We start from the raw sequence: 11,664 nt of genomic DNA, 5'->3' as shown, positions 1-11,664 counted from the left end.
CCATGCAGGGAAAGATCATTAAAGGAATTGCTGGTTTTTATTACATTTATGCAGAAGACGGCAATATTTACGAATGTAAGGCAAAGGGGATTTTCCGGAAGGACAATTTCAAGCCGCTGGTAGGAGATAATGTGGAAATTACAGTTCTGGATGAGGAGGAGAAGGAAGGCAGTGTGACTGCCATTCTTCCCCGTCAGAATTCCCTGATCCGGCCAGCCGTCGCCAATGTAGACCAGGCGTTTGTGATATTTGCCATGGAAAATCCCAAGCCGAATTTTCTTCTTCTGGATCGTTTTCTGATTATGATGGAACAGCAGGGGATTCCGGTTGTCATTTGTTTTAACAAGAAAGATCTTGGAGAGAAAGAAGAACTGGAAAAGCTGTATGGGATTTATACAGGCTGTGGATATCATGTTGTACTTTCCAGTACCTATGAAGGAGAGGGAATGGACGAGATACGCCAGATCCTGAGAGGGAAGACAACGGTAGTTGCAGGACCTTCCGGTGTGGGGAAATCATCCATTACCAACTGTATGCAGGGTGAAGTGCAGATGGAGACCGGTGAGATCAGCAAGAAGCTGAAACGGGGAAAGCACACCACCAGACATTCCCAGGTGATTCCAGTGGAAAAGGATACTTTTCTGGTGGATACTCCGGGATTTTCTTCTCTATATCTTACAGATATGGAGGAAGAAGAGCTTCGGGATTATTTCCCGGAATTTGTGAAATATGAACCACAGTGCCGCTTCCAGGGATGTATGCATATCCATGAACCGGACTGTGCTGTGAAGGAAGCACTGGCAGAAGGTAAAATCAGCCAGCTGCGTTATGATGACTATCTGGCATTATATGAGGAATTAAAAGAGAAAAGGAGATACTAAAATTATGTATCAGCTATGCCCTTCCATTTTATCAGCGGATTTTAACCGCCTGGGCGAACAGATTAAAATTCTTGAAAACGAAGGTGTTAAATGGCTCCATATTGATGTTATGGATGGTGATTTTGTTCCAAGCATTTCTTTTGGAATGCCGGTGATCAAATCAATCCGTAAAGAATCCAAGATGTTTTTCGATGTTCATCTTATGGTGACAGAGCCAGAAAGATACATCCAGGACTTTGTAAATTGCGGGGCAGATTCTATCACTGTTCATGCAGAAGCATGTGAAGACCTGGAAAGAACCATAGATCGTATCAAGGATGCAGGAGTGAAGGTTGGAGTTTCCATTAAGCCGGCTACTCCGGTAAATGATATCAGCCATATGCTTGAAGATGTGGATATGGTCCTGATCATGACTGTTCAGCCTGGATTTGGCGGACAGAAATATATGGATGAGTGTACAGAGAAGATTCAGGAGCTGAGAGAACTGATCGAGAAAGAGAATCTGAATGTGGATATTGAGGTTGACGGTGGAATCAATGACAGTACCCTGGAAACAGTTATGAAAGCAGGAGCAAATATTTTTGTTGCAGGATCCTGGGTATTTGGAGGAGATATCGCAGCAAATGTCCGTCATATTGAGAAAAAAATCGAAGAGATCGGCGACAGAATCGAGTGAGAGATAGCATGATAGATACAGTAATCGTAAGCGGGGGCATGATCCAGAAAGATTTTGCCCTCGATTTTATTAATAAGATAAAAGAAGAGAGAAAAGAGAAAAGCCTGTTTTTAATGGCTGCCGATAGGGGAATGGACTTTTTCAGGGAGACTGGGCTGGTTCCGGATCTTGTGGATGGAGATTTCGACAGTATGTCCAGAGAAGGAAAGACCTATCTGGAGAGCCTTGCGGATACCAGAATCGTACAGCTTGTTCCCGAAAAGGATGACACAGATACCCAGTCAGCAGTAAATCTGGCAATAAAAGAGGGGGCAAAAAATATTCTCATACTTGGTGCAACTGGCGGAAGACTGGATCATTTTCTGGGAAATCTTGGAATCCTGACTCTCGGTAAATTAAAAGGGGTTCAGATTGCACTTGCAGATGAGCAGAACTATATCTGTCTGGTACCAAGCGGCAAGCTGCTTCAAAGGGAGAAACAATTCGGAAAATATGTATCCTTTTTCCCAGTGGGCGGTCAGGTAGAAGGACTTACACTGAAAGGATTCAAGTATCCGTTAAATGAGTATTGCCTGAGGATTGAGGACTGCGGGCTTACTGTCAGCAATGAAATTTCAGAGGAGCAGGCAGAGATAATTTATGAAAAAGGCAGTCTTATGATGATTATGTCGCGGGATCTGAAATAGATTACAGATAAAAATTGGCGGAAGTCAGGAGGGGCTTATGGGAAAAGAGGACGCGGAGTTAAGAATTGTACAGCTAAAAGAGCAGATTGGTGCGACCCGTATGAAGAATACAGAAAAATCACTGGAATACTGTGAAGAACTGAAAAGAATTGCGGAAGAAACAAAGGATAAAGCTCTTTTGGGATATGTTTATTTTCACATAGGACTGTCCTACTACATTTTGAACAAATCGGAAGAGATGTTCCATAATATTGCGGAAGCACTTGGATATCTGAATGAGACAAAACAGTGGAGCCTTGTAGCCCGTTCTTATAATCTTATGGCGATTATGTCTATTGCCAAGGGAAATATTTCTGTTGGAATGGATTATTATCTCAACGGGATCAATTACTGCAAACAATATAAGCTGGATGATATCATCGGCAGCTTTTATGTGAATCTGGGAGTCTTATATCAGGAGAACAGTCTGTACTTTGAGGCCCTTGATTATTTTGAAAGGGCGCTTAAGCTATATGGAAATGAGCCAGGCCAGTACACTCCGCGAAAAACCATGATCTATACCAATCTTGCGGCCTGTTATATGCATCGGGGAAATCTTGACAAGACCCGTATGTTTATGGAAAAACTGGATATTGAATGTATGCCTCATTATGACGATGAAGATTATGTATATGTGGATTGCATGAAAGTGGAATTTTTTCATGCCTGTGGTGATGTTAAACTGACGAATCATTACATAGAGGAAATCAGACAGCGGATTCAATCGGATATGCCGATAATGGAAATTTTTGATGATCTGTACCATTTTTGTAATGTTCTTCTGACGATTGGCAGAAATGATGTACTGCCGGAAATTATCAGTCGTCTGGAGTCTGCTGCAAAAAATACAGAGATTGCCAATATTCAGAGAAAGCTTAGTTCTTTGAAGATGAAGTATTATGAGAAAAACGGCATGGAAAAGGAAGCTGCTGTAGAGGGAATCCATTTTTATGAATTGACAGAGCTGATGGAAAAAGACAGCCAGAGTATGATCGCAAACATGCTTTATGTGAGAAACTGCCTGGAGCGGGAGAATGAACGGCGCAAACAGATGGAGCTTCTTGAACAGGAGCTTCGCATAAAATCTGAAACAGACCCGCTGACGAAGCTGGCTAACCGTTACCGTCTGAATGATTATTCAGAAAAACTTCTGGAGGACTGTCTAAAGAGACAGGCGCCGCTGGCATTTGAAATCCTGGATGTTGATTATTTCAAAGAATTTAATGATAATTACGGACATCTGGCAGGCGATGAATGTATCTGCAGGGTGGCTGAGCTGATCCGCGGCATGGAAGATGAGCATATTTTCTGTGCAAGATATGGCGGGGATGAATTTATCATTTTATACCACGATATGAGTCTTGAGGAAGTAGGCAAAAAGGTGGCAGGCCTCCGGCAGGAGGTAATGAAACTGAATATCAGGCATGAATATTCCCAAACAGCTGATTGTGTTACTCTTTCCCAGGGTGTCTGTTATGATATTCCAAGGCAGGGCAATAAGAACTGGGATTTTCTGCATGCGGCAGATGAGATGCTTTATAAAATAAAGCGAAAAGGAAGAAATGATTTTATAATTGGAAATATCTATACAGAAGTTATTATTTAATGGAAGGAAATTCGTAGTGCTGCTGTGAATGCGAACTCTACAATATTTACGGAAACATAAGAATTTACTTTTCAAACGGTGTGTGGTATGATTTATAGGTATGGGGCAAAGTGAAAATGAGACAAGTGCCCATTACTGTAGAAATACATGTTTCGGAAGAAACATAAGGAGGATATATTTAAAATGAAATTAGGTATCGTTGGTTTACCAAATGTAGGAAAAAGTACACTTTTCAACTCTCTGACAAAGGCTGGCGCAGAATCTGCAAACTACCCATTCTGTACGATTGACCCGAACGTGGGAGTTGTTACAGTGCCGGATGAGAGACTGGCACTGCTTGGGGATTTCTACCATTCCAAGAAAGTGACACCGGCTGTTATAGAGTTTGTTGATATTGCGGGACTGGTTAAGGGAGCTTCCAAAGGTGAGGGCCTTGGTAACCAGTTTCTTGCCAATATCCGTGAGGTAGATGCAATCGTTCACGTAGTGCGTTGCTTCGAGGATACCAATGTTATCCATGTAGATGGAAGCATTGACCCGATCCGTGACATTGAGACCATCAACCTGGAGCTGATTTTCTCTGATCTGGAGATCCTTGAGAGAAGAATTGCCAAGGTTACCAAAACTGCACGTATGGATAAAGAGGCAGCCAAAGAGCTTGATTTCCTTCAGAAAATTAAGAAATGGCTGGAAGATGGCAAGATGGCTATCACAATGGAGCTGGAAAATGAGGATGAGGAAGCCTGGATGGGAACCTATAATCTGCTGACACAGAAGCCGGTAATTTATGCTGCCAATGTAGCAGAGGATGATCTGGCTGATGACGGCGCCAGCAATTCACATGTACAGGCTGTAAGAAAATATGCAGCAGAGCAGAACAGTGAGATTTTTGTAATCTGTGCACAGATTGAGGAAGAGATTTCCGAACTGGATGAGGACGAGCGGAAAATGTTCCTGGAGGATCTGGGACTGAAGGAATCCGGTCTTGAGAAACTGGTAAAGGCAAGCTATCATCTGCTTGGACTTATGAGCTTCCTTACATCCGGAGAAGATGAGACAAGAGCATGGACCATTAAGATTGGAACGAAGGCACCTCAGGCTGCCGGTAAGATCCATTCTGATTTCGAGCGTGGTTTCATTAAAGCAGAGGTAGTGAATTACCAGGATCTTCTGGATTGCGGCTCTTATGCAGGGGCAAGAGAAAAAGGACTGGTCAGAATGGAAGGTAAGGAGTACGTAGTCCAGGATGGAGATGTGATCCTGTTCAGATTTAATGTCTGATAACTTTTTACAACCTATAATAACCTATGACGATACTGCTCAACGATACGGATCGGAGAGAAAAAGGAGAACATAAATGTCAATTCAGTTTCCAAATCTGGGAATAAACCTGGATTATGTGGGAAAATCCATTCAAATTTTTGGATTTGAAATTACATTTTTTGGCCTTATAATAGCTCTGGGAATGCTTCTGGGGATGGGATTTGTGATCCTGGAAGCGAAACGCTGCGGTGAGGAGAAAGACAGCTATCTGGAAATGATGATCGTTTCTTTGCTTTTTGGTGTAGCAGGAGCCAGATTGCTGTACGTTTTTTGTTCCTGGAATCTTTATAAAGGGAATATTGCCCAGATCTTTAATATCAGAAATGGTGGTCTTTCCTTTTATGGAGGATTGTTTGGTGGAATTCTGGGAGCTGCTATTTACTGCGGCGTGCGCAGGAAGTCTTTTATGCAGATGGCAGATACTGCCAGCATGGGAATCATCATTGCGCAGATAATAGGAAGGTGGGGAGATTTCTTTAACAGGGAATCTTTCGGAGAGTATACAAACAGTATATTTGCTATGCAGCTTCCGTTATCCGCTGTACGTTCCAGTGAAGTGACTTCTGCCATGCGGGAAAATCTGGAGACCATAGGAGGTATCTCTTATATTCAGGTGCATCCGGCATTTCTGTATGAAAGTCTCTGGTGTCTGCTTTTATTCCTGCTCATGCTTGTGTGGAAACGCAAAAAGCGTTTTCAGGGAGAAGTATTTCTCAGATATCTGGCTGGATATGGACTGGGACGATTTGTGATCGAGTATCTCAGGACTGATAAGTTGCTGATTCCGGGTACTTCTGTAGGAGTTTCCCAGTTGATCTCAGCAGCATTGTTTCTGATTTGCGCACTGGTTGCTGCCGTTGAGGGAACGATGGCGAAAAAGCGGGCTGCAAGGCGCAGACGCAGGAGAGAACAGGACTATGAAGCACAGGAAAGAGCTGCCAGGGAGGCTGAAGCAGAAGAGTACAGAGACAGAATCAGGCTGGAGAGGGCTTTTGCGGATGAAAAATCAGGCGAAGTACCAGAGGCATATTCCGGAAATGCAGCATTTTATGAAGAAAATCCGGGAGACAATCCGGGAGACAATCCGGGAGAAAATTCCGAAGAGAATTCAGAAGAAGGTGAAGATTCTTCCGCTGAAGAAAACAGCAATCTGGAAGAACTGGATAGGTCAGAGGAAATTCCAGAGGAAAAAAGCGAAGCTGCTCCTTCAAGTAAAGAAGAACCAGATGAAAAATTGGAAAAAGGAAGTCTGGAAAACGCTTCGCAGGATGAAAATCTGGCGGAAAATGAGGAGTCTGAAAAAACAGTGGAAAGCATTGATCATGCTTCTGAAGAAACAGCTTCTGCTGCAAAGAATCCATCATTTTCAGAAGATGATGAATGGCTGTATAGCAAGCCGCGGCGATTTGCGAAAAAACCTGCCGGTCAGCAGGAAGATTGATTCTATGATTGCCAGATATGTGAAACTGGGCTAAAAACTGTTAAAAAGAAAAATATTCAAAAAGCGTCACTTCGGTGGGAACAGTCCCCACTAAGTGACGCTTTTTTGACGCTTTCAAAACTAAAAAAATATAAAAGCTTTTCGAATAAAAAATGTTTTTTGGCTCCAGCCCCCTATTTCTAAGCGACTGTAAGGAGTTTGTAACAGAATTATGTAACTTAATTCATAATTTCCCACTTGTAATTTAGGAGCAAATGGGTTAGAATGATTTCATAAGTGGTAGGAAGTGGAGAAAAGTGGTGACAAATGGGGACGAAGTGGCAGAACTTCCATTTGTTTCCCATCATGAGATACGAGGGGGAGACTTGTATCTCACGAGAGTAGGTGAGTTTTATGTTCATGGGCGAGTACAATCATACGATCGACGCGAAGGGGCGTCTGATCATCCCGGCGAAATTCAGGGAACCCTTAGGAGAAGAATTCGTTCTGACCAGAGGGCTTGATGGTTGTCTCTATCTTTATCCTATGGATGAATGGGAAGCCTTTGAAGAGAAGCTCCGTGCATTACCACTTACAAACAAAGACGCTAGAGCCTTTTCGCGATTTTTTGTTGCAGGCGCAACAACATGTGAACTGGATAAGCAGGGGAGAATTCTCGTACCACAGACGTTACGTGAGTTCGCTGGTCTGGAGAAGGATGTTATTCTGGCAGGTAATCTGAACAGAGTAGAAGTCTGGAGCAAAGAGAAATGGAGCGAGAATTGCGATTATGACGATATGGACAGTATTGCCCAGAGCATGGAGAACATGGGAATCGTCATCTGAGCATAGAATAAGCGATAATCCAACAGGAGACGGAAATGGAATTCAAACACAAATCTGTATTACTGGACGAGACCGTTGGCGGGCTTAATATCAAGCCGGATGGAATCTATGTGGATGGCACTTTGGGCGGCGCAGGACATGCCATAGAGGTATGCAGGAAACTTTCTGCCAAGGGGAGATTTATTGGTATAGATCAAGACCAGGATGCGATAATTGCTGCGAGTGAACGGCTTGCCGCCTTTGACCAGGTGACAATCATTCGCAGCAATTATTGTTACATGGTGCAGGAGCTTGCCGCAAGGGGAATCCATAAGGTTGACGGCATTGTTCTGGATCTGGGAGTATCCTCATATCAGCTGGATAATGAAGAGCGTGGCTTTACTTACCGTGTAGATGCACCTCTTGATATGCGCATGGATCAGAGACAGACGCAGACCGCCAGTGACATTGTTAATGGTTATGAAGAAAGAGAACTGTATCGCATTATCCGCGATTACGGTGAAGATAAATTTGCTAAAAATATTGCGAAGCATATTGTAGCAGCAAGACAGCAGGCACCGATCAGGACTACAGGCCAGCTTACACAGATCATCCGGGAATCAATTCCCATGAAAATACAGGCAGCAGGAGGTCATCCTGCCAAGCGTACTTTCCAGGCTATCCGGATTGAGCTGAACAAAGAACTGGATGTACTTCGTGATTCCCTTGACGGGATGATTGATCTTTTAGATGACGGTGGAAGACTGTGTATTATTACGTTCCATTCTTTGGAGGACAGGATTGTTAAGACGATCTTCCGAAAGAATGAGAACCCGTGTACGTGTCCGCCGGATTTTCCGGTGTGTGTGTGCGGGAAGAAATCCAAGGGGAGAGTGATCACAAGGAAGCCGATCCTTCCAAGTGATGCAGAAATGGAAGAGAACCCGCGTTCTAAGAGCGCTAAACTTAGAATATTTGAAAGAAAATTTGTAACTGTTCAGAGCCAAGCGGATTTTCGTACAAAAGTGTGAGTCATGCTTGCATGAACGAATACTTTTGTACAAAAATCCATTTGGCGTATACGCCACACTGACGAAATGGGTCGCATTTTGGAGGTTGGCTCTGAACAGTTACGAAAATTTTAAAAGAAGGGTAAAAAATGGCGGAGACAGGCAGACATACTCATACTACGTCCGGAAGACGTTCACAAAATACGTATGTTGACGGTAATACTGTCCGGAAGATCCAGGAAGTTCCACAGAAACGTGAATATCGTCAGCCAGAGCATTCGGCTCGGAAGAAAAATGCAAAACCAGAATTTACGCCCAGGCAGCAGGTGACACGGCAGAGTAAGCCTCTTAGCCGGGAAACTCGCAGAAACCGCGCCAAGGCCAGCAATATGAACCGTAACTTTGCTATATTCCTGGCTGCACTTGGTATTGTGATCGTGTTTTGCAGTATTAATTATCTGAGACTGAAGACGGAATGCACAAGTAAAAGAAATCAGCTGGCTTCTCTTGAAACCCAGCTGGCAGAATTAAAAGAAGACAATGACGCTTACGAGAGTCAGGTGACTTCAAACATTGATCTTGAAAGAATCAGAAAGATTGCCATCGGACGTCTGGGCATGAAATATCCAAGCAACCAGCAGACGGAAACCTATACTACAGAAGGCGGCAGCTATGTAAGGCAGTATCAGGACGTAACCGGAAAGTAAGGTTAGAGCGTGTTTGAAAAATCATTCCTGCAATCTGCACGTCCTATTTTGCGGGAGTTTTTGCCCTCTTTCAGTCGGCGTAGCCCACTACGCCTCCCTCAATCGGACAAAATCTCTCACAAATTATGACGCACATCTTGCAGAAAGCCTTTTTTAAACACACTCCAGAGAAGGCAGGTGTTTGATTGAGTACTTCAGAGAGAAAAAAGAAAAGAAAACCAATAAAAAAAATAAATCACATTATGAAAAACAAGCTGTCAATACTATTTCTGATAGTATTGGGAGCTTTAGTCGTTTTATTGGCAGTTGTAACCTATTACAATCTGCACAGCGGTGAAAAATACAAGAAACAGGTGCTGAGCCAGGCCCAGCAGAAATATGAGAACCGCACCATGCCAGCAAAACGCGGCACCATTTATGACCGGAATGGAAATGTTCTGGCAACCAGCAACAAGGTGTATAATGTTGTACTGGATTGTAAAGCAGTAAACTCGGATGAAGATTACATTGATCCTACGGTAAAAGCACTGGTGGAAATATTTGGATTGGATGAAGGCGACCTTCGTACACGGCTCACTTCTGAGAAAACAAAAGAAAGTCAGTACCAGGTGGTAAAGAAGCAGGTTTCCATGGATGAAAAAAAGGCATTTGAGGATTACTGCAGTGTACCTGAAGATACAATGATGACACCGGAAGAGATTAAAGAAAAGAACAATATACAAGGCATCTGGTTTGAAGAGGACTATCTCAGAGTTTATCCGTACAATGAGCTGGCCTGCGATACCCTTGGGTTCACCTTTTCCAGAGATACCGCAGATTATGGACTGGAAGGCTATTATAACAGCAGTCTGACAGGAACGGACGGCCGCCAGTATGGATATTTCAATGATGATTCCAACGTAGAACAGACCATCATTGAAGCGACGGATGGAAACAGCCTGGAGATAAGTCTTGATCTTGGAACCCAGCAGATCGTGGAGAAATGGGTAAATGCTTTTAAGGAATCTACAGGTGCAAAAAATATCGGAGTAATCGTAGAGGATCCTTCAACCGGGGAAATTCTTGCAATGGATGGAGGAGACCGGTACGATCTGAATGATCCCCGTGATCTTTCTTCTTTATATTCTTCAGATGAGATCGCCGCAATGAATGACAGCGAGACGATGGATGCACTGAGTGCCATGTGGAATAATTTCTGCGTTACGGATATTTATGAACCAGGTTCTGTAGTAAAGCCTATTGTTATGGCAGCGGCACTTGAGCAGGGGAAAATTTCCACAAGCGATACTTTCTACTGTGATGGTTTCCAGAACTTTGGTGTGCCAGGAAACATGACTACCATTAAGTGTGCAAATATCTATGGACATGGAACAGAAACACTGGCAGAAGTAATCGCCAATTCCTGTAATGATGCCATGATGCAGATCGGTGCGAAAATGGGAGTGGAAAATTTCCTGAAAGCACAGAGTACATTTAATTTCGGTAGCCGTACAGGAATCGATCTTCCAAATGAAGGCTATGGTATCATGCATACCAAAGAGACTATGAAAGAAACAGAGCTTGCATGTTCCGCATTTGGACAGGGCTTCAGCTGCACCATGATCCAGGAAATCAATGCCATGTGTTCGGTCATCAACGGTGGGTATTACTATCAGCCTCATCTTGTGACAAAAATTAAAGACGCAAGTGGAGCAACTGTGAAGACAATCAATCCATTGCTGCAGAAGCAGACGATTTCTTCCAGCATTTCGGCAGATATCCGAAGCTATATGCAGGCCAGTGTGGAGCAGGGTACCAGTATGACATCCAAGGTACAGGGATACAGCTCAGGCGGTAAAACAGGAACAGCTGAGAAATTTCCACGTGGAAATGGAAAATATGTAGTTTCTTTTATCGGATTTGCGCCGGTTGAGGATCCACAGGTTCTGATCTATGTAGTAATTGATGAGCCGCATGTTGAGGATCAGGCCAGCAGTATTTATCCCCAGTATGTGGCACAGGCGATTCTTTCCGAGCTTCTTCCATATATGAACATCCAGCCGGATGAATCTACAGATGGAACAATTCCGACGACAGAGCTGTGGGAGAATTTCAATGGACATGTAAATACTGTGTCCGACAGCCAGATTGATGAGAATGGAAATCTGGTGGATGGCGATGGCAACCGTATTGACTGGGATGGAAACCGAATTGATGAAAACGGATATCTTCTGAACAGTGATGGAAGTTATCAGGTAGATGAAAATGGCAATTATGTCAAATCCTCCAATCTGGACGGATTAGGTGATTCTTACAGCGGATCAGCTGGGGACACTTTGCCGGAGGCAGTTTCTGATACGAATGTTCCAGGACCGCCAGAGGACAATACCAATCCGATCGAGGATAACAATATGGAAAGTGAAGGTTTGACAAATGAGGAGGCCGGGCTTGATTAAAAAGCCAGGAAGCACTCTTACAATCTGCCAGTTCCACATAATATAACATATAACCT

The 11,664-nt window shown here is 43.5% G+C and carries 11 protein-coding genes and 1 pseudogene; 11 read left to right on the top strand and 1 reads right to left on the bottom strand.

Annotation, left to right across the window (positions count from 1 at the left end):
- Positions 1-2 precede the first annotated feature (2 nt).
- From rsgA to ACTQWB_RS10265, 10 genes and pseudogenes are all read left to right on the top strand, one after another.
- The gene (rsgA, locus tag ACTQWB_RS10310) at positions 3-881 is read left to right on the top strand and encodes a ribosome small subunit-dependent GTPase A (protein ID WP_441501688.1); all 879 of its coding nucleotides are present in this window, start codon (positions 3-5) and stop codon (positions 879-881) included.
- 4 nt (positions 882-885) lie between these two features.
- On the top strand, positions 886-1,557 hold the full coding sequence (gene rpe, locus ACTQWB_RS10305; protein WP_441501689.1) for a ribulose-phosphate 3-epimerase: 672 nt from the start codon (positions 886-888) through the stop codon (positions 1,555-1,557).
- An 8-nt stretch (positions 1,558-1,565) separates the two neighbouring features.
- The gene (locus ACTQWB_RS10300; RefSeq protein ID WP_441501690.1) at positions 1,566-2,243 is read left to right on the top strand and encodes a thiamine diphosphokinase; all 678 of its coding nucleotides are present in this window, start codon (positions 1,566-1,568) and stop codon (positions 2,241-2,243) included.
- A 37-nt stretch (positions 2,244-2,280) separates the two neighbouring features.
- The gene (locus ACTQWB_RS10295) at positions 2,281-3,888 is read left to right on the top strand and encodes a tetratricopeptide repeat-containing diguanylate cyclase (protein ID WP_441501691.1); all 1,608 of its coding nucleotides are present in this window, start codon (positions 2,281-2,283) and stop codon (positions 3,886-3,888) included.
- A gap of 183 nt (positions 3,889-4,071) precedes the next feature.
- The gene (ychF, locus tag ACTQWB_RS10290) at positions 4,072-5,169 is read left to right on the top strand and encodes a redox-regulated ATPase YchF (RefSeq protein ID WP_441501692.1); all 1,098 of its coding nucleotides are present in this window, start codon (positions 4,072-4,074) and stop codon (positions 5,167-5,169) included.
- A gap of 76 nt (positions 5,170-5,245) precedes the next feature.
- Positions 5,246-6,652 (top strand): prolipoprotein diacylglyceryl transferase, encoded by a 1,407-nt coding sequence (lgt, locus tag ACTQWB_RS10285; RefSeq protein ID WP_441501693.1) that lies wholly within the window; start codon positions 5,246-5,248, stop codon positions 6,650-6,652.
- Between the two features lie 393 nt (positions 6,653-7,045).
- Positions 7,046-7,477, top strand: coding sequence for a division/cell wall cluster transcriptional repressor MraZ (mraZ, locus tag ACTQWB_RS10280; RefSeq protein WP_441501694.1), 432 nt, complete (start codon positions 7,046-7,048; stop codon positions 7,475-7,477).
- 35 nt (positions 7,478-7,512) lie between these two features.
- Positions 7,513-8,487: a 16S rRNA (cytosine(1402)-N(4))-methyltransferase RsmH gene (rsmH, locus tag ACTQWB_RS10275; RefSeq protein WP_441501695.1), complete on the top strand. Its 975-nt coding sequence runs from the start codon at positions 7,513-7,515 to the stop codon at positions 8,485-8,487.
- A 128-nt stretch (positions 8,488-8,615) separates the two neighbouring features.
- Entirely contained in the window at positions 8,616-9,173 is a 558-nt protein-coding gene (locus ACTQWB_RS10270) for a septum formation initiator family protein (RefSeq protein ID WP_441501696.1), read from the top strand.
- A 13-nt stretch (positions 9,174-9,186) separates the two neighbouring features.
- Positions 9,187-9,267: pseudogene (locus tag ACTQWB_RS10265) on the top strand (DUF6783 domain-containing protein); the annotation flags it as partial.
- On the opposite strand, the gene ACTQWB_RS10260 reads toward ACTQWB_RS10265, so the two are convergent.
- A complete protein-coding gene (locus ACTQWB_RS10260; protein ID WP_441501727.1) occupies positions 9,244-9,309 on the bottom strand; it encodes a DUF6783 domain-containing protein in 66 nt (21 codons plus the stop codon). The pseudogene ACTQWB_RS10265 and the gene ACTQWB_RS10260 overlap by 24 nt on opposite strands.
- Before the next feature lie 163 nt (positions 9,310-9,472).
- Here ACTQWB_RS10260 and ACTQWB_RS10255 point away from each other — a divergent pair, with 163 nt between their 5' ends.
- Positions 9,473-11,608, top strand: coding sequence for a peptidoglycan D,D-transpeptidase FtsI family protein (locus tag ACTQWB_RS10255; protein ID WP_441501697.1), 2,136 nt, complete (start codon positions 9,473-9,475; stop codon positions 11,606-11,608).
- The last annotated feature ends 56 nt before the right edge of the window (positions 11,609-11,664 follow it).

Origin of the sequence: Blautia sp. HCP3S3_H10_2 (genome assembly GCF_052122375.1) — a bacterium.
Taxonomy (GTDB): domain Bacteria; phylum Bacillota; class Clostridia; order Lachnospirales; family Lachnospiraceae; genus Blautia_A.
Note: the sequence above shows the minus strand (reverse complement) of the source record. Positions and strands in the feature narration are given on the sequence as shown.

Excerpts from the sequence above, each read along its gene's own strand:
- rsgA (WP_441501688.1), top strand. The coding sequence starts at position 3 with ATGCAGGGAAAGATCATTAAAGGAATTGCTGGTTTTTATTACATTTAT.
- rpe (WP_441501689.1), top strand. The coding sequence starts at position 886 with ATGTATCAGCTATGCCCTTCCATTTTATCAGCGGATTTTAACCGCCTG.
- ACTQWB_RS10300 (WP_441501690.1), top strand. The coding sequence starts at position 1,566 with ATGATAGATACAGTAATCGTAAGCGGGGGCATGATCCAGAAAGATTTT.
- ACTQWB_RS10295 (WP_441501691.1), top strand. The coding sequence starts at position 2,281 with ATGGGAAAAGAGGACGCGGAGTTAAGAATTGTACAGCTAAAAGAGCAG.
- ychF (WP_441501692.1), top strand. The coding sequence starts at position 4,072 with ATGAAATTAGGTATCGTTGGTTTACCAAATGTAGGAAAAAGTACACTT.
- lgt (WP_441501693.1), top strand. The coding sequence starts at position 5,246 with ATGTCAATTCAGTTTCCAAATCTGGGAATAAACCTGGATTATGTGGGA.
- mraZ (WP_441501694.1), top strand. The coding sequence starts at position 7,046 with ATGTTCATGGGCGAGTACAATCATACGATCGACGCGAAGGGGCGTCTG.
- rsmH (WP_441501695.1), top strand. The coding sequence starts at position 7,513 with ATGGAATTCAAACACAAATCTGTATTACTGGACGAGACCGTTGGCGGG.
- ACTQWB_RS10270 (WP_441501696.1), top strand. The coding sequence starts at position 8,616 with ATGGCGGAGACAGGCAGACATACTCATACTACGTCCGGAAGACGTTCA.